Annotated in this window: 20 protein-coding genes; 6 read left to right on the forward strand and 14 right to left on the reverse strand. The window is 45.1% G+C overall.

Annotated elements, in window-relative coordinates; all coding sequences use genetic code 11:
• Positions 1 to 251: 251 nt before the first annotated feature.
• Positions 252 to 1,589, forward strand: coding sequence for a GGDEF domain-containing protein (locus FKN08_RS03340; RefSeq protein ID WP_114322450.1), 1,338 nt, complete (start codon positions 252 to 254; stop codon positions 1,587 to 1,589).
• A 142-nt stretch (positions 1,590 to 1,731) separates the two neighbouring features.
• Here the strand turns inward: FKN08_RS03340 and FKN08_RS03345 are convergent, their stop codons facing one another.
• The 3 genes from FKN08_RS03345 to FKN08_RS03355 all read right to left on the reverse strand — a co-directional run bounded on the left by FKN08_RS03345 (position 1,732) and on the right by FKN08_RS03355 (position 5,899).
• On the reverse strand, positions 1,732 to 3,102 hold the full coding sequence (locus tag FKN08_RS03345) for a DASS family sodium-coupled anion symporter (protein WP_005395853.1): 1,371 nt from the start codon (positions 3,100 to 3,102) through the stop codon (positions 1,732 to 1,734).
• A 219-nt stretch (positions 3,103 to 3,321) separates the two neighbouring features.
• Complete coding sequence (locus FKN08_RS03350) at positions 3,322 to 4,056, reverse strand: ElyC/SanA/YdcF family protein (RefSeq protein WP_031780501.1); 735 nt, start codon at positions 4,054 to 4,056, stop codon at positions 3,322 to 3,324.
• A 154-nt stretch (positions 4,057 to 4,210) separates the two neighbouring features.
• Complete coding sequence (locus FKN08_RS03355; protein WP_005395857.1) at positions 4,211 to 5,899, reverse strand: NAD-dependent malic enzyme; 1,689 nt, start codon at positions 5,897 to 5,899, stop codon at positions 4,211 to 4,213.
• A gap of 213 nt (positions 5,900 to 6,112) precedes the next feature.
• On the opposite strand from FKN08_RS03355, the gene FKN08_RS03360 reads away from it, so the two are divergent.
• The 3 genes from FKN08_RS03360 to FKN08_RS03370 all read left to right on the forward strand — a co-directional run bounded on the left by FKN08_RS03360 (position 6,113) and on the right by FKN08_RS03370 (position 11,137).
• On the forward strand, positions 6,113 to 8,467 hold the full coding sequence (locus FKN08_RS03360; protein ID WP_170891682.1) for a helicase-related protein: 2,355 nt from the start codon (positions 6,113 to 6,115) through the stop codon (positions 8,465 to 8,467).
• Positions 8,468 to 8,755: 288 nt separating this feature from the next.
• Positions 8,756 to 9,133, forward strand: coding sequence for a hypothetical protein (locus tag FKN08_RS03365; RefSeq protein WP_005377965.1), 378 nt, complete (start codon positions 8,756 to 8,758; stop codon positions 9,131 to 9,133).
• Positions 9,134 to 9,463: 330 nt separating this feature from the next.
• Entirely contained in the window at positions 9,464 to 11,137 is a 1,674-nt protein-coding gene (locus FKN08_RS03370; RefSeq protein WP_170891345.1) for an alkaline phosphatase D family protein, read from the forward strand.
• Positions 11,138 to 11,215: 78 nt separating this feature from the next.
• Here FKN08_RS03370 and FKN08_RS03375 read toward each other — a convergent pair whose 3' ends face one another.
• From FKN08_RS03375 to FKN08_RS03405, 7 genes are all read right to left on the reverse strand, one after another.
• Positions 11,216 to 12,319: a phosphoribosylaminoimidazolesuccinocarboxamide synthase gene (locus FKN08_RS03375; RefSeq protein WP_170891346.1), complete on the reverse strand. Its 1,104-nt coding sequence runs from the start codon at positions 12,317 to 12,319 to the stop codon at positions 11,216 to 11,218.
• A 203-nt stretch (positions 12,320 to 12,522) separates the two neighbouring features.
• Complete coding sequence (locus tag FKN08_RS03380; protein ID WP_170891347.1) at positions 12,523 to 12,915, reverse strand: SulA-like leucine-rich domain-containing protein; 393 nt, start codon at positions 12,913 to 12,915, stop codon at positions 12,523 to 12,525.
• A gap of 413 nt (positions 12,916 to 13,328) precedes the next feature.
• Positions 13,329 to 13,511: a hypothetical protein gene (locus FKN08_RS03385; RefSeq protein WP_005377960.1), complete on the reverse strand. Its 183-nt coding sequence runs from the start codon at positions 13,509 to 13,511 to the stop codon at positions 13,329 to 13,331.
• A gap of 177 nt (positions 13,512 to 13,688) precedes the next feature.
• Positions 13,689 to 14,666, reverse strand: coding sequence for a J domain-containing protein (locus FKN08_RS03390; protein WP_170891348.1), 978 nt, complete (start codon positions 14,664 to 14,666; stop codon positions 13,689 to 13,691).
• Positions 14,667 to 14,742: 76 nt separating this feature from the next.
• Positions 14,743 to 15,402: an OmpA family protein gene (locus FKN08_RS03395; RefSeq protein WP_005377956.1), complete on the reverse strand. Its 660-nt coding sequence runs from the start codon at positions 15,400 to 15,402 to the stop codon at positions 14,743 to 14,745.
• A 217-nt stretch (positions 15,403 to 15,619) separates the two neighbouring features.
• Positions 15,620 to 16,315 carry a DUF2786 domain-containing protein gene (locus FKN08_RS03400; RefSeq protein WP_005395879.1) on the reverse strand — a complete coding sequence of 232 codons (696 nt, stop codon included), beginning with the start codon at positions 16,313 to 16,315 and terminating at the stop codon, positions 15,620 to 15,622.
• A 209-nt stretch (positions 16,316 to 16,524) separates the two neighbouring features.
• A complete protein-coding gene (locus FKN08_RS03405) occupies positions 16,525 to 17,205 on the reverse strand; it encodes a DUF3334 family protein (RefSeq protein WP_006742601.1) in 681 nt (226 codons plus the stop codon).
• Between the two features lie 264 nt (positions 17,206 to 17,469).
• On the opposite strand from FKN08_RS03405, the gene FKN08_RS03410 reads away from it, so the two are divergent.
• On the forward strand, positions 17,470 to 20,505 hold the full coding sequence (locus tag FKN08_RS03410; protein WP_170891349.1) for an FAD-binding and (Fe-S)-binding domain-containing protein: 3,036 nt from the start codon (positions 17,470 to 17,472) through the stop codon (positions 20,503 to 20,505).
• A gap of 73 nt (positions 20,506 to 20,578) precedes the next feature.
• Complete coding sequence (locus FKN08_RS03415) at positions 20,579 to 21,040, forward strand: isoprenylcysteine carboxylmethyltransferase family protein (protein WP_170891350.1); 462 nt, start codon at positions 20,579 to 20,581, stop codon at positions 21,038 to 21,040.
• A gap of 110 nt (positions 21,041 to 21,150) precedes the next feature.
• Here the strand turns inward: FKN08_RS03415 and FKN08_RS03420 are convergent, their stop codons facing one another.
• From FKN08_RS03420 to hutG, 4 genes are all read right to left on the reverse strand, one after another.
• The gene (locus tag FKN08_RS03420; RefSeq protein ID WP_005395883.1) at positions 21,151 to 21,876 is read right to left on the reverse strand and encodes a DUF3581 domain-containing protein; all 726 of its coding nucleotides are present in this window, start codon (positions 21,874 to 21,876) and stop codon (positions 21,151 to 21,153) included.
• A 337-nt stretch (positions 21,877 to 22,213) separates the two neighbouring features.
• Complete coding sequence (hutH, locus tag FKN08_RS03425; RefSeq protein ID WP_170891351.1) at positions 22,214 to 23,749, reverse strand: histidine ammonia-lyase; 1,536 nt, start codon at positions 23,747 to 23,749, stop codon at positions 22,214 to 22,216.
• A gap of 11 nt (positions 23,750 to 23,760) precedes the next feature.
• A complete protein-coding gene (hutU, locus tag FKN08_RS03430) occupies positions 23,761 to 25,458 on the reverse strand; it encodes a urocanate hydratase (protein WP_170891352.1) in 1,698 nt (565 codons plus the stop codon).
• 73 nt (positions 25,459 to 25,531) lie between these two features.
• Positions 25,532 to 26,542, reverse strand: a complete 1,011-nt coding sequence (gene hutG / locus FKN08_RS03435) for a formimidoylglutamase (RefSeq protein WP_005395886.1) — start codon at positions 26,540 to 26,542, stop codon at positions 25,532 to 25,534.
• Between the last annotated feature and the right edge of the window lies 1 nt (position 26,543).

Genomic DNA, 26,543 nt, shown 5'->3' on the forward strand with positions numbered 1-26,543 from the left:
ATCGCTCTGAAATGTTATGCACTGGCCTTCATGGGTTAGGAAATACGGCTGTGAAATGCTTCGCAAATAACAAGTGAACCGCATTTTTGAGAGATTTAAAAACGTGATAACGGTTCAAAACACGTTACCATGTATCGAAAGTAAGAACGAAGACTAAAAGTAATTTTGTTTCTTGATAAATGACTTTGTTTGAAGTTCGAAAAATTATTGAGTACATTGTGTTGTATATAAGCTGAGCAGGTCACTCGCCCATGAAGTGGATCCATAAATTTATCTTTGCCCTCTCTATTTGCACTATTAGTTTGGTTGCGCTTTATAGTGTTCTTGGCGATACACGAAAGCTGACCATTACACCAGAACATTTCAATATCTATGCGACTAAAGACGCCAGCGAAGGTGGCTTGAGTGAGGCTGATATTATTTACGATAAGCAAAGCCTAGTTCTCAGCTGTGACTTAAAGCAAAGCTCGTATGCTTGGCCTTATTGCGGAATCTCTGTTTATACCGATTCCACAACGCCAACACAGGGGATTGACCTTTCCAATTACCATACGATTCGATTGAAAGTGAGATATGAAGAGGCGGGGGTGGGGCCCAATCCGAGCCATGATTTGCGTTTATATCTGCGCAACTATAACCCTGAGTATTCCAAACCAGACGACGAGTACACTATTAAATACAATGGCATGCAGTTTTCTCCGTCCGGTTCAAACGACATCATCGAAATTCCGATTAAAAATTTACAGGTGATGACGTGGTGGTTAGTAGACAACAAAGTCGCGATTGAACACTCTGCACCTGAATTTTCAAACATCACACGTATTGATATCGCGACCGGATCTGGTGCGGCACTTGGCGAGCACAAAATTGTGATTGATAAAATTGAGTTTGAAGGCGCTTACCTTGCACAAGAAACGTTACTGTATGCGCTCTTACTCTCTTGGATGGCGCTTGGACTTGCATTTTCGCTGCACGAATTACGAAAAAATCGAGTCGCTTATGAAAAAGCGAAAAAACGTCATCGTCATTTAGAGAAGGTGAATGGTACGTTGCGAGCTCAAAACTATGAGTTTGCAGAGTTGGCGCATCGCGATGCGTTGACGGGAGCGATGAACCGTCACGCAGTTCAGCACTGGCTTGAGCAGCAATCACGCCAAGTTCGCTGGGGGCATAGTACATTCAGTATCCTTTATATGGATTTGGATAAATTTAAGAAGGTGAATGACAAATTTGGGCACCAAATGGGGGATGACATATTGCGCGAATTTGTCATGGTGGTGGCTAGTTCCATCTACCCAGATGACCGACTTGTTCGTTGGGGGGGAGAAGAATTTGTTGTATTTTGCCCTGACACCAATATTGATCAAGCTGTGAAGAAGTCGGAAATGATTCGCAAAAATGTGGAGAGTCATTTGTGGGTACACGGTGAATCATTAACATGCAGCATTGGCGTTGCCCAAATGCAAAATGAACGCGTCTCAGAAACCATGGCGAGAGCAGACGAAGTGCTTTACCAAGCGAAGCGCAATGGTCGCAACCGGGTCGAGGTTCATTATGGTTTGCTTGCCTGCGAAAAGAAGCAAGCCTAACGATTCGTCACTCAAAGGAATTAAAAAAGGTGGCCAACGGGCCACCAAGAGGGAAACTGCTGAACACCACTTAGGGGGAAGTTTGGGGCATCGATGTGATTACCGTGAGCAGCAGTGTAGTGCTAATCGAACTTGCTATTTTTTACCAGAACAACCAAGCGAAAAGCGTTAGTGCAGCAATACAGGCAATGTTTAAGACGAAACCAATTCGCATCATTTCTTTTTGCTTGATATGACCCGTACCGAACACAATCGCGTTTGGAGGTGTTGCAACTGGTAACATAAATGCACAAGATGCAGCGACGGCAATTAATGCAGAGAGAATGACCGGAGACATGCCTAAGGCCTCTGCGATGGTTGCAAATACAGGGACCAGCAGTGCAGCACTAGCGGTGTTACTTGCAAACTCAGTCAAGAAGACAACAAAAGCAACCACTGCAAGAATCGTTAGAAGAATACCGGCTTGCTCAAGGAAGCCTGACAAGCTATGAGCCAAAAATACGCTTGTTCCGGTTGCTTTTAGGACGTTACTCAAACAGATGCCACCACCAAATAGGATTAACACACCCCAGTCGGTTGTTTTCTCAATATCTTTCCACTCTACAGCGCGAGAAGCCCCAAGCAGAAGGATCGCACCTATTGCGACAAGGGTATCGAACTTAGCGAAGCCACCCAGCATAGCGTTAATAGGCTTACTGAAAATCCAAAGCGTGACCGTCAGTAAGAAAATCGCCAGCGTAATCATTTTGCCGTTTGTCCACTCGACTGGTTGATGGTCAAGATCAAACTTGTGGCTAAGGTCAGGCTTAGTCATGGTGTACAACACGAGAATAGCGATTGGCATTAGTACTAATGAGATAGGCACACCGAGCTTCATCCACTCAGTAAAACTTAGGCCAACTTCAGCTGCTGCAATGGCGTTTGGTGGGCTACCAACCAGCGTTGCAATACCACCAATCGAAGCACTGTAAGCGATGCCGAGCAGAACAAACAAAAAGGTATTGTGATTTTTCTTCGCGTCTAGCTTTGTCATCACACCCAGTACAAGGGGCAGCATCATAGCGGCAGTGGCGGTGTTTGAAATCCACATTGACAGGCCAGCACTCACACCAAATAGCATGAATACAGCGACAGACATTTTGCCTCGTGCGAGTAACAGCACTTTATCAGCAATAGCTTGGTCTAACTTCTGTTTATGCAAAGCTGCAGCAAGTGCAAAACCACCTAAGAATAGAAAGATGATGGAGTTGGAGAAGTTGTTCAGTGCGGTCTGAGTGTTAAACACGCCTAAAAATACCGCAAGTAATGGTATGAGTAGCGCGGTTATGCTGACGTGAATCGCTTCGGTTAGCCAAAGAATAGCAACAAAAACTAAGATGCTCAGGCCGGTTACTACTTGTGGCTCAAAGGGTAGGGTATTAAACAAGATAATGAACAATACGATATTCGCGTTCAAAATCATGCTGTTGCGAGTGAAGAACCAGTTCTTCAATGTCACAGCGAGTGCGGTCATGGGTAGTGCTCCTTTTGCATTGCCTTTTGTCGGTTTTTTTATGGCAAAGTAACTGACTTGTAGTTATTTATTGATTAAATGTTACTTGGAATGCAAAAAAGAGTTTTGCCTGAATCGTAGAGCAAATTAGAAAATGTGATGTTGAGAATTGGAAATGGGTAGAAAACTACCCATTTGTTTTATAGAAATGTTATTAGCCTTGTGAGCTGCGTGATTCCTCTATTCGACGGGAACTTGCAGAGGCTCATTAGAGATTTTTTCAGGCTCTTTTACTGCAACGATAGGCTCTTGAGGACCAAGAAACTTGGGCTGCGTATTAATAATGTAGAGGTCTAAAAAGGCTTTCACACGGGCGAGCAACTCTCGAATACGCATTGATGTTTTTTGTTTGTTTGTCGTAGGTCCTGCTACCGCAAGACACTGCGCATCAATGTTGTAAGCATCGGCAATAAACAGCGCTCGCTCACAATGAAAGCGCTGAGTCACAATCAGAAAGCGCTCCGAAGCAAAAATCTTTTTCGCCCTCACAATCGAATCTAGAGTACGAAAGCCAGCATAATCAAGGTGAATCACTTCCTCAGGCACGCCGGCTTTAAGTAAGTCGCGTTTCATCGTCCACGGTTCGTTGTAGGAGCGATGGGCGTTATCGCCACTCAATAAAAACTGTTTTACTTTGCCTTGGTTGTAAAGCTCAATCGCTGCATTAATGCGATGAGTGTAGTAAGTGTTGAGGATCTTACCGATGTATTTACTGGTACCGAGAACCACAGCAACCTCATGTTGAGGTATTTGTTCGTATTCAGTGAAAATGCTTTCTTTGGCTTGTAAAACCACCCACCGGTCGATGGCAATAACAGAAACAAGCAGACTAAGTACAGAGATCGACAAAATCAAAGCAAGTCGCTTCCAGGAAAATTTCAGCTTCCACTTTGATCTTATGCGAGAAAACAACAAAACGTTTTATATCCTTAACTAAAAATGTAGTTCTCATCATATCTGATAGAAACAAAAAGAGAGAAGCCCATTTATGCCAAAATCTGGTTAGGATGATAAAAAAATAAAAGCCCCTACATGGTAGGGGCTAATTATTAAACGAAATGTCTCAAGCTTAAAACGCAGTGCGTTTGTAGCGACGGTAAACCGGCTGCCAGAACGATTGTTCAATCGCCACGTTCAATGCTTCATCAGTAATTTCTAACGCCACACCTTGCTCGATTGCCTTCTTACCAACAGCAAACGCGATCTTTTTCGATACCGAGTGGATCTCTTCCAACGGTGGAAGTAGCGCACCACGACCATTGATTGCTAGAGGTGAGCATGTTGCGAGCGCACGGCTTGATTCCATTAGCATCTCGTCGGTGACACGTTTTGCGTTTACAGCAAGTACACCAAGGCCAATGCCAGGGAAGATGTAGCTGTTGTTACATTGTGCAATAGGGTAAGTGCGACCTTCATGAACCACAGGCTCAAATGGGCTACCTGTTGCAACCAGTGCTTCACCATTTGTCCAACGAATGATGTCGTTAGGTGTTGCTTCTACGCGGCTTGTTGGGTTCGACAGTGGGAAGACAATCGGACGCTTACAGTGTTTATGCATTTCTTCGATGACTTCTTGGCTAAATAGGCCTGGGGCACCAGAAACACCAATTAGTACCGTTGGTTTGGCGTTACGCATAACGTCGAGGAGTGAGAAGCCATTTCCTTCATTTTCCCACTCTTTCGTATTGGTATGTTTCTGCACCAGGCGTTGTTGGAAATCAAGAAGGTTAGGCATGCCTTCTTGTAACAGACCCCAACGGTCAACCATGTAAACTTGTGAGCGAGCTTGCTCGTCAGAAATCCCTTCCGATACCATTTGTGCGATGATCGCTTCTGCGATACCGCAACCAGCAGAGCCTGCGCCTAGGAAGGTGATACGCTGTTTAGAAAGCTGAGTGCCTGCTGCTTTACAGGCGGCAAGTAGAGAGCCAACAGTAACGGCCGCCGTGCCTTGAATATCATCATTGAAGCAGCACACGCGATCTTTGTAACGTTCAAGAAGAGGCATCGCATTTTTCTGAGCAAAGTCTTCGAACTGGATCAAGGCATCAGGCCAACGGCGCTGTACTGCTTGGATAAACTCTTCTACAAATGCATCGTATTCTGCACCCGTAATACGAGGATGACGCCAACCCATGTACATTGGATCAGCTAAGCGTTGCGGGTTATTGGTACCCACATCAAGCACGATTGGTAGCGTGTAAGCAGGGCTGATACCACCACACGCAGTGTAAAGTGACAGTTTACCGATTGGAATACCCATGCCGCCGATACCTTGGTCACCCAAGCCAAGGATACGTTCGCCATCTGTCACAACAATCACTTTAACGTTGTGGTTTGCTGCATTATTCAGCAAGTCGTCAATACGGTCACGGTTCGGGTATGAAATGAATAGACCACGACCACGACGGTAAATGTTAGAGAAGTTTTCACATGCTGCGCCGACAGTTGGCGTGTAGATGATAGGCATCATCTCAGAAATGTGGTTTTGCACTAGGCGGTAATACAGTGTTTCGTTGGTGTCTTGGATATTACGCAGATAAATGTGCTTATCCATATCGCTTTCGAAACTCTTGTATTGCTGGTAGGCACGTTCCACCTGCTCTTGGATTGTTTCGGTAGACTCTGGAAGCAAGCCTTCTAAGTTGAATGAACTACGTTCTTCAGCAGAGAATGCACTGCCTTTGTTCAAAAGAGGGGTTGCTAAAAGAGCCGGACCCGCATATGGAATATATAGTGGGCGTTTATCGTTGTTCATTGGGTGCCTTATGTAGGGTTGAAGGATGCGCACCAAATTTTAACGGGTTCACCATTTAGTTGTAAACATGCGTTGATGCACATCAATGTAATGTCGCAAAAAAATTCAGATACCGCCGAAAATATCGGCAATATTGGTTGTTTAGAGATACCTAAAGCAGGATTTTTTTACTTGGGTATAATGTTCTGCATCATCAAATCAAATCCAATTTCTATGTTTCAACTACCTATCGACAGCCTGCAAGCTGAGTTTGACCAACATGTGAACCAAAACCATCTCGTGGTGGAAGCCGAAACCGGGTCAGGTAAATCTACCCGCTTGCCCATGTGGGCGGCAAAACACGGACGCGTTCTGGTTATTGAACCACGTCGAATTGCTTGTACCTCGCTGGCTGAATTTCTTGCGGAGCAATCTAGTGAGCCAATAGGTCGCAAAGTCGGTTACGCGATCAAGCTTCATGCCTACTTTGATGAAAAAACCGAAGTTGTATTTGTGACTCCGGGAGTCGCACTGCGTTGGTTTGCGGAAAACAAGCTAGCAGGCTTCGATATCGTGATAGTGGACGAATTTCACGAGCGACGCTGGGATATTGATCTATTAACCGCAATTTTGAAGCAAGAAAATCAGCATCGGTTGATCGTCACTTCCGCTACGCTGGAGGGCGAAAAGCTAGCGCGTTACCTGAATGCGAAGCGTCTGCGATCTGAAGGGCGTTGCTTTCCAGTCACGGTGACACATCGTTCTTTAGACAGCCGTTATTTACCGAATAAGAAGGGATGTGAACAAGAGGTTTTCAGAGCGGTAAAAGAAGCATTGGAAGATGAAGATGGCGATATTCTTGTTTTCCTGCCTGGACGCAAAGAGATCACCCAATGTGCTCAGATGTTACAAAGTTGCGGCGATGTCATGGTGGTCAAACTTCATGCCTCGGTTAGTGATGAAGAACAGCACCGCGCGTTAACTACGCAAAAACAACGAAAAGTCGTATTGGCAACCAATGTTGCGGAAACCTCCTTAACGATACCTAACATCCGAGTAGTCATTGATAGCGGCTTAGAGCGTCGAACCATTCAACGTAACGGTCGCACAGCGTTAACGCTGACCCACATTTCTAAGGCCAGCGCCGCGCAGCGAATGGGGCGGGCGGGCCGTGTTGCTGAAGGAGCTTGTATTCGTCTATATGGTGAACACGCGCCTTTAGAATTAGTGACGCCTCCAGAATTGCACAGAGAAGAGCTCGTCGAGCCCATGCTGGCAGCGGCTTGTTGTGGATACCGTCTTTCAACACTCGATTTTCTCGACTCAATTCCTCCAAAGTCGCTAGAGGCATCTCATTCGACGTTGTTATCTATGGAAGCGATTGATGAGGATGGCAATGTCACGCAGCACGGGAGAAAAGTATACCCACTACCCATTGATGCACTGTTTGCCGATCTTGTTACCAGAATTCAAGCGAAGCCAGAGAAGGAAGCAATGATTGATTTGGCTGCCGCCTTATCTGTGCCTGCGCAGTTCTATCAGCGACAAAGTGGTGAAGTTGCTGAGCTTCTATCTCAAGAGGAACCATACGGATGTGATGCCTCTTTGCTTATCCGTTTGGTTCGGGGGGAACGACTTCCGGGCATTGTCATTGATGCCAGCGCACTCGAAGAGGCACAAGGTTTAGCGAAACAAATGCGAGAAGTATTTGAATTACCGGAACTTGACGTTGCCTCTCGATATAAACGTGAAGCGCTCTTTTTCTCCATCGCCTCATTACACCCTGAGCTTGTGTTTGTCCGACGAGCTCGTCGAAGAGATGCTCTAGGAAATGGCGTAGTCGAGATGCTGGTTGGGCGTAACAGCCGCTTTCCTGATAAAGAAGAAGCGGCCATTGTGCTAGATAGCCATAGCGTGCCAGGACGAGGCGTTAAGCAAACACTAAACCTCGCATCGGTCATGATGCCTATCCCGCTGACGTTGTTACGCGAACTTGAACTAGGGGAGTGGCAACAAGGCGAGACGAATTATGAAGAGGAGACCCCAAGAGCAACGATGCATTTGGTCTACGCCGGGCGAACAATCTGTTCTGAACATCAAGCGTTACAAGGTGATGTTGCTGTTCAGTCTATTGTCGAAATGATAGAAGACGAGACACTGTTACCAGGTTTTGCTTCTCAAAGAAAACAACAAATCCAGCACTGGAAACTCTACAACGCATTGGGCCTTAATGTCGAAGGAGAAGAGGTTAACGACTTGGCCTCCTTGACATTTTCTAGCTGGTTAAAGGATCAGTTGGAAACATTAGGCGTTGAAAATGTCGATGATATGGCGTTGTTTGAACCGGAAGACTTTACATTTAACGGTGTTCCAGAATGGGAATACGACGATTTCACGGAGCAGTACCCTTTAGAACTTGCGCTGCCAGAACTCCAACTGGATGTTGAGTATTACGCGTCTCGCAAGCTGGTACAGGTCGTTTATCGAGAGGGAAACCGTAAGGGGGATCCAAAGCGTTGGGAGCTGCCACGCTGGGCTGGTTGGAAGATACAGTATAAAAAGGCCAGTCGAGTGATTGATGTGAAGTAGGTAGGCGGATGACGTTGTGACAAGAATTGATATTTTTTTGGTGAATCTATAATGATTTCATATTGATAGCGTTACTTACGTGTTGTTTTTAGTTTCTTAATTGAAATATTAATCAATTGAATGCTTATATATGGCGAAGCTGTACATCAGTTGTTACAAAGCTGGTTTTAATATTTCCTTTTGCATGTAAATTAGTGCATAAAAGACGAATGTTTTATATCCCATTGCTATATCAAAACAGTTGAACGATATTTGGTATATCTCATTTTCGAGTGTCGGGGGCATAGAATGGATCAACAAGGAAAGACGTGCATTGAATTCGACTACACTAGCTTTTTAGGGGCGACAGGTAGTAAAAAATGGACCTTTTTAGAGGCATTTGCCACCATCGCGCCTATTTTCGGTTTGATGTGGAAACAGAACATTGCGGAATTGAGCAAGCCTGAAGATCGGTTGTGGGATGCCGCATTAAAATCGATGTCTTCTCGTAAAAGTGATGAATCCAATTTGGTCCGCTTAACCCAGTTAGCTAAACATGAAGGGATCAATGAATTGCGAGTTGTTATGCCATATTCGCTCGATGTTCAGCAAATCGAGTACATAGAATCTCGCAGTCAGTTGAAGGTGGATACGTCAGAACAAGATGTCCTGAACATCAAGTTTTAATTTGGACCTTTCTGCTTCATTGATGTACCACTTAAAAATGGTGCGATGAAAAGCGACCTCAAAGTAGGTCGCTTTTTTATTTTGAGGTTTTTGTCACAGGTCTTAGGAAATGTGATGAATATAGAGTATTTGTACTTAAATTAACAAAAATGTAACGTTTGGAAATGCAATTGTCATAACTAGCTTCTAACTTTGTGTTTTTAGGACAAATTACCGACTAAATGGTTGGTACTGTGAGTTCAAATTAACGTCCATTATTGGCATACAAGGATGATCGAGTCACCACGTCATTTGGGCATAAAAACAAACACAATAAGAAAGGAAGTCAATATGTCTTTGTCTCGTAGAGACTTTATGAAAGTTGCCTCTTCAACGGCGATTGTTACCGGGCTAGTGGGCTGTGGTAGCGATGCTAGTGAGTCTGTTGCGGTTACCTTTGAGCACGGAGTGGCGAGTGGAGATCCTACTCAAACACAAGTAATCATTTGGACTCGTGTTACGACCTCAGCAAGCTACGCAGATGTAAGCTGGCAAGTTTCATCTAACGAAAATTTTACTGATATCGTGCAAAGTGGCACTTTTGCCACAGACACGAGCCGAGATTTCACGGTAAAAGTCGATGTTCAAAATCTCAACGCAAATTCTCGCTACTACTATCGATTCATGGTTGGAGATGTCACTAGCGAAGTCGGGCAAACTCAAACATTACCAGAGGATGGTGTAGAAAAGGCATCCATGGCGGTTGTATCTTGTGCAAACTATCCTGCAGGCTATTTCCATGTGTATCGAGAGATTTTAAATCAACATGAGCAAGACCCGTTTGATGTGGTGCTTCATCTCGGTGATTACATTTATGAGTATGGTGCTGGTGGCTACGCTAGTGAAGATGCTGAGGCACTAGGGCGAGAGCCAAGCAAAGGCACTGAATGCATTACCTTAGATGATTACCGAAAACGGTATGCGCAATATCGCCAAGATGCTGATCTGCAAGCGTTACATGCGAGCCTACCAATGATTGCTGTCTGGGATGACCACGAGCTTGCAAATGATAGTTGGAAAAATGGTGCGGAAAACCATCAAGAAGAGGAAGGCAGTTTTAATGATCGTCGTGCAGCTGCGGCTGCCGCGTGGACAGAATGGTTGCCCGTTCGTGAAAACACTTTCTCAAACATGCTGATTTACCGTCAGTTTTCGTTTGGAAGTTTAGTCAATTTGATGATGCTCGACACGCGACTTGTGGGGCGTGATAAACCGTTGGATTATTTCTCGCTCAGCTCACCAACGATGGAAGCTATTGGCGGTTTAGTTGCTCAGTCGCGCAGTCAAGACCGAGAGCTGTTAGGCGGTGACCAACTCGCTTGGCTGATGGATGCGTTCAGTACGCACGACGCAACTTGGAATGTGCTAGGGCAACAAGTGTTAATGTCTCGTATGGAGTTGCCAAGTTCGGTTATGACCGCGATGTTTCAATTGTTTACTGCCACTGAAGAACAAAAAGCAGAGGCGTTATTAGCGGTAAACTCTGCGATTACGGGTTATCTCTCTGACCCAAGTTTAGATACCATTGCTTTGCCATATAACCTAGATGCATGGGATGGCTACTACGTTGAGCGAGAGAAAGTTTATCAACTGGTCAAAGCCAGCAGTGGTAACTTTGTCTGCTTGGCCGGAGATACGCACAACGCATGGGCAAGTGAGCTTAAAGACGTATCTAAGCATCCTATCGGGGTAGAGTTTGCGACTAGCTCTGTGAGTTCCCCAGGGTTAGAGGCCTACCTCGCGTTAGACCCTGTCGCGATCGCTCAAATGGAATACACGCTGCCGCACTTAGTGTCAGAATTACAGTGGGCAGACATCAAACAGCGTGGCTTTATGCGCGTTACTTTTACGCCCGACAAAGCAGAGTCGACCTGGTATTTCGTATCAACGATTAAAGACAAAACATATCAGGTGACGACTAAGTCAGCCTCTACAACAGATGGCACTACGTTAAACATCAGCTAAACTGAGCCTAATACGAAAAAAGTCCGCAAGCTAGTGCGGACTTTTTATTGGAAAGCGTTTAGCAATCTAGCGACAGTGCTAGTCAATCAATCCGTATTCTTTGCTCAGAACTTCGATGATTTCCGCTTTCGGATTCTCACTCAAATGAATCGGCTTGCCTGTAATCTTCTCGGCAATACCAATGTAGGTGCTCGAAATCGCCATCAAAGATTCGACGGGTAAAGCATTATCACGAGCGAGTGCTTCGCGCTCTGGCATACGTTCTTTGTTTAGCATGATATCTGGGTCAGGGAAGTGGTTAAGTAGGAACTGGCGGAAACCTTCTTTTGAGTTCTCTACGATGTGACCTGCTTGGTACTCTTTAGCATCCCATATACGAGACGAATCTGGTGTACCCACTTCATCCATGTAAATCAGCTTTTCATTGCCAGCAGCATCATGAACATAACCAAATTCGAATTTGGTATCGACAAAGATTTGGTCGATTTCTTCTAACGCTTGGCTGATAACGTTAAAGCCTTCTTTCAGCAGTTTTTCGTAGAGTGCGATATCGTCGGCACTTGAGAAGTTAAATGCTTCGTAGTTGTCTACGATGTTTTGACGAGTAATATTCACGTCGTCCGCTTCTGGCACACCGGGAATGCCTTTTAGAATGCCTTTTGTGGATGGGGTCATGAGCAACTCTGGCAGTGCTTTGTCTTTTTCTAACCCTTCAGGAAGTTGGATTCCACAAAACTCGCGCTCGCCATTTGCGTAAGCGCGCCACATCGAACCCGTGATGTATTTGCGGCAGATGGCTTCGATTTTTACCGGTTTGGCTTTTTGTACAATCCAAACAAAAGGGTGAGGAATGTCTAGAATGTGGCTATCTGCTAAGCCATTTTCTTTGAACAGTTTGAACCAGTGATTAGAAATCGCATTAAGCGCAGCCCCTTTACCTGGGACACCATTAAGACCACCTTCAGCATGCCAAATACAATCGAATGCAGAGATTCGGTCACTAATCACCATGATAGCCAAAGGCGCATCAGGAGCGACATCGTATCCTTTTTCTTTGATCAGTCGGGCGCTGTCTTCTTCAGTTAACCAGTAAACTGAACGAACTTTTCCGCTATGAACGGGTTTATGGGTGCGAATTGGCAGGTCGTCATTGACGGCAAGTACTTGATTAGCAAGGCTCATTGCGACATTCCTATCATCTTAATCAAACGTCAGAAAGAGAAGATATTCAGCAAAATGTGGGCGCTGAATAAATCGAATGTGGGCATCATACCAGAACTATTTTAACTCGCCAGAGAAAAAGCAAACGTTTGCTTGTTTTCTTTAATACAAAAAAAGCCCCCTTAAAAAGGAGGCGAGATGCAGGATGGATAACGTCGAACTTATTAGTGGTACTTATTAACTCTGCCTTCGACGAAAAAAACCTCACACTGATAGCGCTGCGCCATGTCGCGCAACATAGATTGATTCATAAGTGCAATTTTATTTGATGCGACAACAGAACTGGCATTGCCTGATCGGATGGCTTTGATCACGATCTCGACTTCTGAAAGCTGTTGAGAAGGCTTCATTTGAATCACGTTTCTACAGCAAATATTAGAAGCAGTGAGTTGTTCAAAGTCTGGGCGAGGGCAGTCTGCTGTAAACAAAATCCATTGTTTCTGCTGCGATAAAACAGCCAGCTTAGATAGAAGCTGATCCGAAACGGCCATGGGCTGAGTTGCTTGTGCCAATACGTTGTAACGAGAGTATGTATGGGATTGACTTTGTAACTGCATCTTACTGTTCCTTTATACATGCTGTATGTGTATACAGTAGTTTGTTTTGACGACCTGATCAACCCGTTTCTCAAAAGTTATTTGCGGTTTTTTGAGAGTAAAATCAAAGGATTTCATTTTAAATAGTTGAATTTATTCGGTTATTTTTCATTTCTGATATGTCTAACATCAATTTAAAAATGTGAGATGAGTAGAAAATTGGACGAGATACATACAGGGGTTCACTACTGTATATACAGGTGTTTTTTCATGGAAAGTGGTTTGTATACAGTAGGAGGGGGGCTGATAACCGATGCGACATGCTATGTAGGATAGGAGGGAATACGAGATAGAGATTGGAAATAGGGCTTGGCCGATCAAAAAAGCGCCTTAAAAGGCGCCTTTGAAAATCAGTTCCGTTGATTCCGTCTTGCTTAGCTCGCTCGTTGCAAGCGTTCGCGCATTTGCAATTCGCCTTGGTTAAATAGGCGCACGTCGATTTTTGCCATGTCGTAACAAGCTTTACATGAGTAATGGTGCTTGCCATCTAAATAATCGTGACGAGTTACAAGACTAGGTTTTTTACACCAATCACAGGTGCCTTCTTCAGTGAACATTGATTTTCTCCCCACCTAGATTAATTTGAGTCGTTAGGTGTTATTTTGCGCCGGGCATTATGGCATAAAAGCGCGACTTAAGTTAAATGTCTGTTAATTTGTTTGAGAGGGAGATCGATTGCGGCGCTTGATTATATAGGTCTAAAAGCATGCTAGCCAAAGTATCCTGACCTATTTTTACTGTTTTGTAACATTTTGTGAGACGAGCTTAAAGGCATGATTGAGTCGCTTCATTTCTTCTTCACTGCCTCTTGTGTCCGGATGATAAAGCTTTGATAGCTGTCTATAGCGTAGCTTGATTGCTTGTAAATCAGGGATGTGTTGTGGTGTGTAGCCAAACATGGCGCATGCGACGCTTAGCTTATGGTTTTCTGCCTGGGTTTTGGATTTCTTAAATTCTTTGAATACTTTCTCTAGCTGGCGTTTCAGTTGCTTGTTCGTAAACTCTAGCTCTTTTATTTTTTTCGCCATTCGTTGATTTTGGCTTTCCTCTTTGGCTTCAAGCGCTTTTCTATTCTGCTTAAGTTTCTTGATTACGAGAAAACTTAAGCCGCTGATGATGAGTATCGCCGCTAGCCAGATCAGCCATAAAAACTGCGAGTATTCTACGTTGGGTTTTGCAATTGTTGTGCTTTTCTCTTCTTGTGTTTGCTCCGCCTTTTTATCGAGCGACTTTATTTGCGAGACTTGTTTAGCTCGCAGTTGATTGAAGCGCTGCTCTAACAGTTGATTATAAGCCTGTTCTGCTGCTGGATTATGCTGAGAAGCCATTTGATACAAAGCTTCAGTCAATTGAGAAGCTGTGACCTTATCTTGATTGCGCTGAATAAAGTTAGCGAGAAGAAAGCCCCGATCGGTTGGATCATTGAGTGCGATAGAGGTTAGCCAATATAACGCTTGTGTTTCATTTTTTTCGCCATTTATCCCTTTAGCAAAGTCGTTCGCGAGCTGTTTTTGCGCAGGGAGGTAACCTTGGTTGGCGGATTGCTCTAGCCAGTAACGCGTTTCTGGTGAGGCTTCAGCTTTGTTTGATGCCAATAATTGCTGTGCATACTCATATTGTTCGATGGGGTCAATTGGAGCTTGAGAGGCAAGCGAGTAACCAGAAAAGCTGAGGCTAAATAAGCAGATTAGGGCAGACGTTTTGACAGACATTGATATGTCAGGCCTAACGATTATTGTTAGGCCTGCTCCGGTAATTTTTTATTATTACCGCTATGGTGCAACCAAATTACTTCAGTGGCAAGATCTGGATTTCAACACGACGGTTGCACGCACGACCTTCAGAAGTTTGGTTTGAGCAAATTGGGTTACGTTCGCCGTAGCCACGTGCAATTGCACGACCAGGTGCAACGTTTTGAGATACTAGGAATTGACGTACGGACTCTGCACGACGCTCAGACAACGTTTGGTTGTATGACTCACTGCCCGTGCTATCAGTGTAACCGTCGATAACAAGGCTGGTATCTGGGTATTCAACCAAGATGCGAGCAACACCGCGTAGCGTATTATGAATGCTAGCATCAAGCTGGTAAGAGCTTGAAGAGAAGCCGATACCATTTTCCATACGCAGTAAAAGCTGGTTCTCACCAACACGCTGAACTTGTACACCAGAGTTTAGCAAAGCGCGACGCAATTCTGCTTCTTGTTGGTCAAAGTAGTAACCAACGCCAGCGCCAGTCGCTCCGCCTGCGGCCGCACCAATGAGTGCATGCTGACGACGTTCTTTAGCGTCATCGCCCGTTGCTAGACCGATTGCTGCACCAGCGATAGCACCAATAAGCGCGCCTTGCGTGGTTGAGTTAGTTTCGTATTCACCCGTTGTTGCATTTTGGCGTTGAGTGGCTTGACAGCCAGTAAGAGCTAGCACTAGAGCTAGTGCAATAGGCATCTTTTTCAAGGGAAAATCTCCGTATAAAACTGAGGCGAAACCATGCCTCATAATGGGATGCGAATTATGAATAAGTAAGCATTGATATTTGTTATGAGAAAGTAAGATTGATAAGAGTTTCTGTAAGAAAATTCTTATCGTTACTATCACAACTTCAAAAAGTAGGTCCCAATAACATTGGAATATTGGAACCTACGTCAATCAATTGCTGCTCTGGTTATTTCGATGGATTGCCCAACATTTTACGCGCTTGCTCGCCGCCAACACCACGGTTAACGGAGACTCTTCTACCTTTTTTCAAGCCCACTTCGTAGTCTTCGGTTAGGTTTTTCATCGCTTCTTTCAGTTGCTTCTTGAAGGTTTCGCGGTCAATGTTTTGGAATTCTTTATCAATATAATCATTGATTTTGTTGGCCGACTCTTCGTCTGGGGAAATGACTGGAAGTTTCTCTATCGCGCCCTCTACCCAACCAGATACAAATGAGTTCACGCGGCGAGTCACCTCTTGAGAAGAGGTGCCCGTACCTGCGAAGCTGTTTCGGAATTGTCCGGTACTTTCGTTCATCTCGCGATAAATAATATCGAAAGCAAATGCAGCAAAAATCGCGCGATCTGCTTCACCGATAAACTCGACACGTTTGAGCCCTTTGTGATTCAACAACACCGCTTCAACACCGAATTTAGTGTTAATGCCGCGAATCACTCGCAATATGGTAGAACTGATATTCGCTGGTAGTAGGTGGGAAGATTGTGTTTTCCCCATTCTGATAAACTCAATATCGTCTTTATCCAGACCATATTTGAGCATGAGGCGATGTGCCATTTTGATAGCATTGGCAGCCTCATTAACATTAGCGGAATTGCCCAGTTCTAAGCACTTGGCGATTTTTTTCAGAGCTTTTTGTTTATCCATCGACAACCAGTAACGAAAGCAGAAAATTTATGAAGTCAGACATATTACCTTTTTTGACATAAAAACGAAATACAAGGTGGGAGTGAAGGTGGTTTATGGACATAAAAAGAAGCCCCGCGGAAGGCGAGGCTAGGCGTTTTAGTTCGTCATAATCAGTATGAAGTCGTACTTGTGTCTAAGAAGCCATTCTTCATTAAGATTAGTTGGAATTACAATCCGAGCTGGTTGAGTAAATCATCGGCGTCATCGTTCGAACTCGACGATTTAGATTCTTTCTCAGCCATATTTTTACGTGTTGCTTCTAAAATATCGTCTGGATTTTCGTCTTCTGCGATTTCAAACTCTTCTAGTTGGATGAACTCAGTTTTGTCCATCGCTAACTCCAGATAGAAAATGTTGTTATTTTCGGTGGAGAACGTCACTCGGCGAGCTTGAGGGCGATCAAGGTTGGTATCCACTTGTAGGATGACTTGCTTATTCAGCGCCATCATTTTTGGCTGGTTTTGTGTGATGTTCGTTTGCAGCTCTTTACGAATTTTATTGGTGAAATCTCCAACCAGTTGGTTCATTAGCTCACCCAGAACATCTCCCACCTCGTCAGAAGTATGAGATATTGCCAGTTCTTCTTCTGGCATACCCATATTACGCATGTAGTTGGTGTAGATCTCTAATGCGGCTTTTGCCGTAAAGTTAATTACGACCAGCCCGGTAAACCCGCCATCAAACAGAACAAAACAGCCAAAATCTGGCTTGAGGCTAGTCTTGTGGATTTTTTGCACCATTGCAGAGTAATTTACTTGAGAAGATGTCGCCGAAGTAAGGACGCCAGAAACAGACTGGCAAAGTTTGAGAAGGATATCTTCAGTGGTCACAATTTTATTTTTTTTCATTCTGAAAACTCATCTAGAAACGCGATTCGTTCCCCAATGTAAGGCATCAAGCGTGAAAAAATAAAGCATAAGTTTAATTATTGTATCGAGATTCTGATTTGCTCGTCTTTTTAAATGTTGTAAAGTGACGAAATTCAAAGAATATTACTTCACTTACTCTTTTGTGGTGTTTTGTTTCGCTGAACGCCAACTTGTATGAGAAGTGAGCAAATAATTACATAACCCGCAGCTGATCGGATTCAGCGTCGTAGGGGCAGGAAGCAAATGTTACCAAGATTACACTCGCAAACTGATGTCGATCCTCTTGTTCTTAGTTTTCTGAAAGAGCTTGAGCACGCCGGATTCACTGGTGATATCGAAAGCCAATATTCAAGCCGACTCGCGGTTGCCACTGACAACAGTGTTTACCAGCAACTTCCTCAGTCTGTCGTCCATCCTAAAACGACAGAAGATGTTTCTCTCCTCGGGAAACTAAGCAATAAAGAAAAGTACGAACGAATCACCTTTTCACCTCGTGGTGGCGGCACAGGGACCAATGGTCAGTCTCTAACCAAAGGTATTGTGGTGGATATGTCTCGCTACATGAACAAAGTGCTTGAGATTAATGAGAAAGAAGGCTGGGTTCGTGTACAAACTGGTGTAGTGAAAGACCAGTTAAATGATGCGGTTCGCCCTTATGGCTACTTCTTCTCTCCAGACTTATCTACCAGTAACCGTGCAACGATTGGCGGCATGGTCAACACCGATGCTTCTGGTCAAGGTTCTCTGAAATACGGAAAAACATCCGATCATGTTTTGTCGCTACAAGCGGTGTTTGCTGATGGCTCAGTTTTAGAATCAGATCTGTCCAACGGCTACCCAAAAGAAGGCGAGTTTGCTGCCAAGGCGCTACGTGTAACGGAATCCGTATGTCGTGAAAAACGCCAGCAGATCGTAGATAAGTTTCCTCCTCTCAACCGCTTTTTAACGGGCTACGATTTAAAAAATGCTTTGAATGAAGACGATGACCGTTTCGACATCACACGAGTGCTGTGTGGCGCGGAAGGTTCATTGGCATTTATTACCGAAGCGAAGCTAAACCTGACGCCAATTCCGAAAGCACGTACTTTGGTTAACGTTAAATACAACAGCTTTGACTCTGCGCTCCGTAATGCACCGTTGATGGTCGAAGCGAAAGCGCTATCTGTAGAAACCGTTGACTCGAAAGTGCTTAATCTCGCGAAGCAAGATATCGTCTGGCACACCGTGAGTGATTTGCTTACCGATGTTCCAAATAAAGAGATGCTTGGCATCAATATGGTGGAATATGCAGGTCAGGACGAAGAAGAAGTTGCTGCGCAGGTTGCAGCGCTGACCGCCAAGCTTGATACCATGCTGGAAACAGAAGAAGCGGGCATCATCGGTTACCAAGTCTGTAACGATGTAGCGAGTATCGGGCGTATTTACAACATGCGTAAAAAAGCGGTGGGTTTGTTAGGCGCAGCAAAAGGCCGCGCTAAACCGGTCGCATTCGCTGAAGATACCTGTGTGCCACCAGAAAACCTGGCGGACTTCATTGTAGAGTTTCGAGAGCTGTTAGACAGCAAGTCTCTGAATTACGGCATGTTTGGTCACGTCGATGCCGGGGTGCTTCACGTACGTCCTGCGTTGGATTTGTGTGACCCGCACCAAGAAGCATTGATGCACGAAGTTTCTGATGAAGTGGTTAAGCTGGTGGCGAAATACGGCGGTTTGATGTGGGGTGAACACGGCAAAGGTTTCCGTTCAGAATATGGCCCTGAGTTTTTCGGTGATGAGTTGTTTACTGAGCTGAGACGTGTGAAGGCGGCATTCGATCCACACAACAAAATGAACCCGGGCAAAATCTGTACGCCGCTTGATAGTGATGCAGAGTTAGTAAAAGTTACCGATACCAAACGTGGTTACTTCGATCGTCAGATTGACGTTCAAGTACGTGACAGCTTTAAGCAAGCGATGGAGTGTAACGGTAACGGTTTGTGTTTTAACTACGATACCAGCTCGCCAATGTGTCCATCGATGAAAGTAACAGCCGATCGTCGTCATTCACCGAAAGGTCGTGCGGGTTTGGTTCGCGAGTGGTTGCGTCAGCTCACTGAACAAGGCATTGATATTCTTGACTTAGAAAAGCAAACGCTAGAAAACAGAACATCAATCAAAACCATGATTGACCGTGTACGTCATTCTATCAATCGTCGTCACGAATACGATTTCTCCCACGAAGTGTATGAAGCGATGAATGGTTGTTTAGCGTGTAAAGCGTGTGCGAGCCAGTGTCCGATTAAAGTCGACGTTCCGAGCTTCCGCTCACGCTTTTTAAACATTTATCACTCTCGTTACCAACGTCCAGCAAAAGATTATCTGGTTGCGAACATAGAGACTATGCTGCCGATGATGGCGAAAGCGCCAGGTGTCGTAAACGGTGTTTTGAAGCAGTCGTGGGTCAAGAGCTTAACGGCTTCAACAGTTGGGTATGTCGATGCGCCGTTGTTATCAGTACCTACATTGAAACAACGAGTAGAGTCGCTGACAACGCCTTATGATCTGCAAGCGCTCAGCGGTTTGTCTTCGTCTGAAAAGAGCAAGCATGTTTTAATTGTTCAAGACCCATTCACTAGCTACTACGACGCCGATGTTGTAGAAGACTTCGTTAAATTATTGAAAAAGCTGGGCATGAATCCGGTACTTCTGCCATTTAAGCCGAATGGTAAAGCACAACACATTAAAGGCTTTCTACGTCAGTTTAAGGATACAGCAGCCGATACAGCGAAGTTTTTGGCGATGGTAGCGGATCTGGGTATTCCTTTAGTTGGTGTCGACCCTGCATTGGTGCTGTGTTATCGAGATGAATACGCTGAAGTACTTGGCAGTAAGCGAGGTGATTTCGATGTACTAACGGCCCACGAATGGCTTTACCCAAGACTAGAAGCGTTTGAAAGCGGAGAGCATAACGCGCAGGAACCTTGGTATCTGTTTGCGCACTGTACTGAAAAAACCAAAATGCCGAATGCGGAAAAAGAGTGGGGCGCTATTTTTGCTCACTTTGGTGCGGTTTTAAATACGGTACCGGTTGGTTGTTGTGGTATGGCGGGTACGTTTGGTCACGAGGTCGATAAGTTGTCGATGTCGAAAGACATTTACAATTTAAGCTGGAAGCCAAGCTTAGATAAGTTGGATAACGAGAGATGTTTGATTACAGGCTATTCTTGCCGCAGCCAAGTGAAACGCTTTGAAGGAACGAAGCCCAAGCATCCCGTTCAAGCATTGTTAACTTTGTTGTAATCGGGCTAAATCAAGCCCAGTTTTACTGGGCTTTTTAGAAACCGTATTTAGACCCTTTCAAAGGATATGAATCTTGAGAAAACTTGAACTCAAAGTCCCACCTGTTGTGGTGTTTTTGTTAGTCATACTACTCATGTATGGACTGACAGTTCTGGTGCCGAGCCTGAATATTAGTGTGCCCTTTGTCGAGGTTGTGGTTGGCGGGTTAACTTTGCTCTCTGGTTATATGGGCATTGCTGGTGTGTATGAATTCCATAAAGTAAAAACGACGGTTAACCCTGTAAAGCCTGACACGGCCTCTTCCGTGGTGAGAACTGGCGTATTTTCTTTTTCGCGCAACCCGATGTATATGGCGCTACTGCTTCTAATCATTGCAATTGGTTTGTGGTGGCAGCACTTGAGTGTGGTGCTTTGTAGCGTTGTATTTGTCAGTTATATGAATCGATTTCAAATCAAGCCAGAGGAACGTGTTCTAGAGCGATTGTTTGGTGAAGAGTATGTGGATTACAAAAACCACGTCCGCCGCTGGATCTAAGCATTGCGTTTAGTTTTATTTGGATGAGACATAAAAAGAAAGCCCAACGATCGACGTTGGGCTTTCTTTTAGTAAACACGTTTTTTGTGCGCTTCTGATAGGGCAGTCGACTAGGCTGCCTTAACGAACTTTGCTAGGAATGCATCCTTACGTTCATTAAAGCGGCGTACAAGGTCGTCAACCGCTTCTTGGTCATATGGTTTCAAGCCACTTGCAACCATGCGCTTAATACCTTTGCCAACGACTTCACCGTCTTCTTTGAACGCAAAGTTTAAGGTGACTACCCCACGTTTACCTTCCACGTCGAACGTTGCGCCAGTGAAATCCACTTCTGGATGCGTAAGGTCTAAGCGTGAAAATTCAACTTCCATGCTTTCATAAATAACCAATGGACGTTGGCAGTTGATCATCATTTGCTTCTCTTCCATAAGAGGAACCATGATGTGAGGGAAGTTCATGCCAGAGAATTGCACGTAATTTGTTACGACATGCTCAATAAATGCGGGATCGTGGTTAGTCTCACCTTCACGGGACATGTGTAAGTATTCTTTACCGGCCTCGTCAACAACGGCGCTTTCTTTTTCACACTTATTTTCAATATGAAGTGCTACACCATCGTTTACCATGCCAGAGAAGTTAAAACGCATCTTTTGGCTGACGCCTTCTTTACTAAGAAGCACTGCGAAAAGTAAGTCCCCAGGGACACAAAAGCGTTTGTTGTCTTCATCGTGGATTGGGTTGTAGTCACCTGCGACACGTTTTGCAAAGTGGCTTGCTTGTTCGCGAGTGAACTGAAACTGGTGATTAGTGTTTGAAAAATAAGGTGTTAGAAACATAATTTTTACGTAGTAACCAAAACTGTGTGGGATTATATGCGAATATCTACGTAGCAATGGTCCATCCAGTGAAAACTTCACCGTATCCTAACAATAAGACACTATTTCGGCGGATAAATCGTTAAAAACGCATACTTTAGCAACGCTTTTATTTGTGAAAGCAATAAACAGCGACTTTATTACGTCGGCTATTTTTAAAAGTATAGCAATAACAATATGCAAGTGTTCATAAAGATCGCTGGGAATACGTTTAATGAGGAGATAAAAAAGCTCCACGCGAAACGTGGAGCCTTCAAATTATCATCCGGTTTTTAGATTAAGTGCTGGTAATGCTGGATTACTGAATACTTGGTAACAGACTCTCTGGCATGAGCGTGTTGTGGATAGCCAGCTTAAGCAGAGTATTCGCCTGTTCAATGTCCGGCGCAAAGTAGCGATCTTTATCGTAGAACGATACTTTTTCACGCAACATTTGTTTGGCAATCTCGATACGCTCAGAGGACTTGTTTGGTGCTCTAAAGTCTAGGCCTTGTGCTGCTGAGAGGTATTCGACCGCTAGAATACCGCGAGTGTTTTCGCCCATTTCTTTCAATCTGCGAGCCGCGAATGTTGCCATTGACACGTGATCTTCTTGGTTTGCTGATGTTGGCAAGCTGTCTACTGACGCTGGGTGAGCGAGCGTTTTGTTTTCGCTTGCTAGCGCAGCAGAGGTGACCTGGGCAATCATGAAACCAGAGTTCACACCGCCATTATCAACTAAGAACGGTGGTAATTTTGATAATGCGCTATCGATAAGCAATGCCATACGACGTTCAGACAGGCTGCCGATCTCAGCAATCGCAAGTGCTAGGTTGTCAGCTGCCATTGCAACAGGCTCAGCGTGGAAGTTACCGCCAGAGATGATGTCGTCATCTTCAGCAAACACCAACGGGTTATCTGATACGGAGTTCGCTTCTACTTGCAATACTTCTGCAGCGTTGCGGATTTGCTGCAAACACGCCCCCATTACTTGAGGCTGACAGCGCAACGAATACGGGTCTTGCACTTTTTCACAGTTAGTATGCGAATCACCAATGTCACTTGATGTATCCAATAGATGACGATAGGCCAGTGCAGCGTCCATTTGGCTGCGATGACCACGTACACGGTGAATGCGCGGATCGAATGGACGTCGGCTGCCGAGAGCGGCTTCGACAGACATTGCCCCACATACTGTAGCCGAAGCGAAAAGATCTTCCGCGATAAACAGACCTTCTAATGCGAACGCTGTTGATGCCTGGGTACCATTTAGCAGCGCTAAACCTTCTTTCGGCGCCAGAGTTATGGGTTCTAGACCTGCGATTTTTAACGCTTCTTGCCCAGAAATGATATTACCGTTGTGACGAGCTTGTCCTTCACCTAGTAATACTGTGCTCATGTGGGCCAGAGGAGCTAAGTCACCTGATGCGCCAACAGAGCCCTTTTTAGGTACACAAGGGTAAACTTGTGCGTTAACTAGGTCGGTCAGCATATTAATGACTTTTAGGCGAATACCAGAAAAACCACGAGACAGACTATTGATTTTCAATACCATCATCAGACGAACCGTTTCGTCTGACATAAACTCACCGATACCTGCCGCATGAGAAAGAACGATACTGCGTTGCAGAGTTTCTAAATCTTCTGGTGCTATTCGTGTGTTAGCCAATAGACCAAAACCAGTGTTAATTCCGTAAACCGTTCTATCTTCCGCGATGACACGCTCCACGACTTGCGTGCTTTCTTCAATGGCCGGAATGGCTTCAGGATCCAAAGTAAGGTTGACTGGTGAGCGGCTCACTTGGCGTAGTTCGTTTAAGCTAATATGACCTGGCTTTAGCGTTAAATTTAACATCTCTTTCATCCTTACTTGAGCTTCTTCAGTTCTTCGTTGAGCATTGGCAAATCTAGCCCTTGCTCTGCTGCACATTGTTTAGCAATATCGTATCCCGCATCAGCATGACGCATCACGCCTGTTGCTGGGTCGTTATGCAGCACGCGGGCAATACGTTTTGAGGCATCTTCACTGCCGTCACAGCAGATAACCATACCTGAGTGTTGCGAGAAGCCCATACCTACGCCACCACCGTGGTGCAGTGAAACCCAAGTTGCGCCGCCCGCCGTATTGAGTAGTGCGTTTAATAGTGGCCAGTCTGATACGGCGTCAGAACCGTCCATCATGCCTTCTGTTTCTCGGTTCGGGCTTGCAACGGAGCCAGAGTCTAAGTGGTCACGACCAATGACAACAGGCGCCTTAAGTTCGCCATTTTTCACCATTTCGTTGAATGCTTGACCAAGACGCTCACGATCTTTAAGACCAACCCAGCAAATACGCGCAGGTAAACCTTGGAACTGGATGCGCTCGCGAGCCATATCTAGCCAGTTATGTAAGTGCGGATTATCTGGAATTAGCTCTTTTACTTTTTGGTCGGTTTTATAAATGTCCTCAGGATCGCCAGAGAGAGCAGCCCAACGGAAAGGACCGATACCTTCGCAGAATAGTGGGCGAATGTAGGCTGGAACAAAGCCAGGGAAATCAAATGCGCTTTCTACGCCTTCTTCCAAGGCCATCTGGCGGATGTTGTTACCGTAGTCGAGTGTTGCGGCGCCGCGATTTTGTAGCTCTAACATGGCTTGAACTTGCACTGCCATGGATTTTTTGGCTGCTTTAACAACCATTGCTTCATCTTGCAAACGCATTTCTGCCGCGTGAGACATGCTCCAGCCTTGTGGTAAGTAGCCATTGAGCGGGTCGTGTGCAGATGTTTGGTCTGTTACTACATCAGGCGTGATATTACGTTCTACCAACTCAGAGAAAACGTCTGCTGCATTACCTAGTAGACCAACCGATACTGGTGTGTCTGATTCTTTGATGATAGCAAGCGCTTCATCTAAAGATGTCGCTTTCTTATCGACATAGCCTGTACGTAGGCGGTAATCGATACGCGATTCATCACACTCTACCGCAATCATGGAGAAGCCCGCCATCGTACCAGCTAGAGGCTGAGCACCACCCATACCACCAAGACCGCCAGTTAGAATCCATCGGCCTTTTGCTTCGCCGTCAAAGTGCTTTTTCGCAACAGATACGAATGTTTCGTATGTGCCTTGGACGATGCCTTGTGAGCCAATGTATATCCAGCTGCCAGCGGTCATTTGGCCGTACATCATCAAGCCTTGTTTATCGAGCTCGTTGAAGTGTTCCCAGTTTGCCCAATGAGGAACGAGGTTTGAGTTTGCGATAAGCACGCGTGGGGCGTTTTTATGGGTAGGGAAAACACCAACAGGCTTGCCTGATTGAACTAAAAGCGTTTGGTCATCTTCGAGTCTTTCAAGTACTTCAACAATCTTGTCGTAACATTCCCAGTTTCGTGCCGCACGGCCAATGCCGCCATATACAACCAGCGAATGTGGATGTTCTGCAACATCAGGATCGAGGTTGTTCATCAGCATACGAAGAGGGGCTTCGGTTAGCCAAGATTTTGCGCGCAGTTTATCTCCGTGAGGTGCACGAATTGTTCTGCTTGTATCAAGTCGTGGATCTTGTCCCTGGCGCTGTGTCATTTCAGACTCCTTTAGTTTCTCGTGATGACCAAGTACTTGCTTGGTCGTAATAATAAGTGGCATCTAGGATGCGTTATGGTTTGTGTTGCTTTTCCGCCATCGCGTTGGCGATATCCCAACACAAACGGGCAGCTAAGCGTGCAGTTTGACTATCGACGTCATAATTAGGGTTGTATTCGGCGATATCAGCCAGCATGAGCTTATTTTTGTAATGAAGAATTCGATCTAAAAAGGGGGCAATAGTGTCGTAACTAACTCCCCGAGCTGCTGGTGCGCTGACCCCAGGTGCGGTTGCCGCAGGAAATACATCCAGATCAATGGTCAAATAGAGGTAGTCACAGTCGTCAATAAAGTGTTGAAGCTGGGTTAAGTGATAACTGTGGTTTAGGTAGCAAAGCTGATTGTCTTCTACATACCAAACATTTAACGCATCTGCTTTTTCAAACAGCGCTTTAGTGTTGCTGCTGCGGCTTACGCCAATGCAAGCGTAATGAAAGTCCCAATCGTTACGTTGGCAAAAATGATGAATTTGGTTGAAGGGGGTGCCAGAGCTTGGTTTGATGTCGGCGATGCTGCTCTCGAATGCGCGTAAATCGAAATGCGCATCGAAATTGATAATACCGATTTTAGGCTTCTTTTCTGGATGGTGCGCTTTAAAATACTCCGCTAAGCCGGAAAACGAGGCCCACGCAATCTCATGCCCACCACCTAACACGATGACTGGCGTATGAGGTAGTGCGCTTGAAATGGTTGCCGCACATAGAGATTGGTTCTCTTCCAGTAAGTCGTCTTCGCACACCACGGTGCCTAAGTCATATAGTGGGACGTCTTGGTGCCATGCTAAATTAGCTAGTGCTCGTCGGATTAAATCTGGCGCTTTTTTCGCACCAATGCGTCCTTTGTTTCTGGCTACGCCAGCGTCGGTAGCAAAACCCAGTAATGAGACGCCATGCGCAACGCCCCCCAACTCATCTGCTTTCTGGCGTTGAACCACGTGATGAATTCGCTGACCAAGTTTGCCGTCCTCGGCATCATGACGGCCTTGCCAATGAAATAGGGGAGAGTGTAAGTCGAATTGAGACATA

The organism is Vibrio sp. 1-2 (7-a) (assembly GCF_013048515.1).
GTDB lineage: Bacteria > Pseudomonadota > Gammaproteobacteria > Enterobacterales > Vibrionaceae > Vibrio > Vibrio diabolicus.

Coding starts and splice junctions, on each gene's coding strand:
- FKN08_RS03340 (WP_114322450.1), top strand. CDS start 252: ATGAAGTGGATCCATAAATTTATCTTTGCCCTCTCTATTTGCACTATT.
- FKN08_RS03345 (WP_005395853.1), bottom strand. CDS start 3,102: ATGACCGCACTCGCTGTGACATTGAAGAACTGGTTCTTCACTCGCAAC.
- FKN08_RS03355 (WP_005395857.1), bottom strand. CDS start 5,899: ATGAACAACGATAAACGCCCACTATATATTCCATATGCGGGTCCGGCT.
- FKN08_RS03360 (WP_170891682.1), top strand. CDS start 6,113: ATGTTTCAACTACCTATCGACAGCCTGCAAGCTGAGTTTGACCAACAT.
- FKN08_RS03365 (WP_005377965.1), top strand. CDS start 8,756: ATGGATCAACAAGGAAAGACGTGCATTGAATTCGACTACACTAGCTTT.
- FKN08_RS03370 (WP_170891345.1), top strand. CDS start 9,464: ATGTCTTTGTCTCGTAGAGACTTTATGAAAGTTGCCTCTTCAACGGCG.
- FKN08_RS03375 (WP_170891346.1), bottom strand. CDS start 12,319: ATGAGCCTTGCTAATCAAGTACTTGCCGTCAATGACGACCTGCCAATT.
- FKN08_RS03380 (WP_170891347.1), bottom strand. CDS start 12,915: ATGCAGTTACAAAGTCAATCCCATACATACTCTCGTTACAACGTATTG.
- FKN08_RS03385 (WP_005377960.1), bottom strand. CDS start 13,511: ATGTTCACTGAAGAAGGCACCTGTGATTGGTGTAAAAAACCTAGTCTT.
- FKN08_RS03390 (WP_170891348.1), bottom strand. CDS start 14,666: ATGTCTGTCAAAACGTCTGCCCTAATCTGCTTATTTAGCCTCAGCTTT.
- FKN08_RS03395 (WP_005377956.1), bottom strand. CDS start 15,402: ATGCCTATTGCACTAGCTCTAGTGCTAGCTCTTACTGGCTGTCAAGCC.
- FKN08_RS03400 (WP_005395879.1), bottom strand. CDS start 16,315: ATGGATAAACAAAAAGCTCTGAAAAAAATCGCCAAGTGCTTAGAACTG.
- FKN08_RS03405 (WP_006742601.1), bottom strand. CDS start 17,205: ATGAAAAAAAATAAAATTGTGACCACTGAAGATATCCTTCTCAAACTT.
- FKN08_RS03410 (WP_170891349.1), top strand. CDS start 17,470: ATGTTACCAAGATTACACTCGCAAACTGATGTCGATCCTCTTGTTCTT.
- FKN08_RS03420 (WP_005395883.1), bottom strand. CDS start 21,876: ATGTTTCTAACACCTTATTTTTCAAACACTAATCACCAGTTTCAGTTC.
- hutH (WP_170891351.1), bottom strand. CDS start 23,749: ATGTTAAATTTAACGCTAAAGCCAGGTCATATTAGCTTAAACGAACTA.
- hutU (WP_170891352.1), bottom strand. CDS start 25,458: ATGACACAGCGCCAGGGACAAGATCCACGACTTGATACAAGCAGAACA.
- hutG (WP_005395886.1), bottom strand. CDS start 26,542: ATGTCTCAATTCGACTTACACTCTCCCCTATTTCATTGGCAAGGCCGT.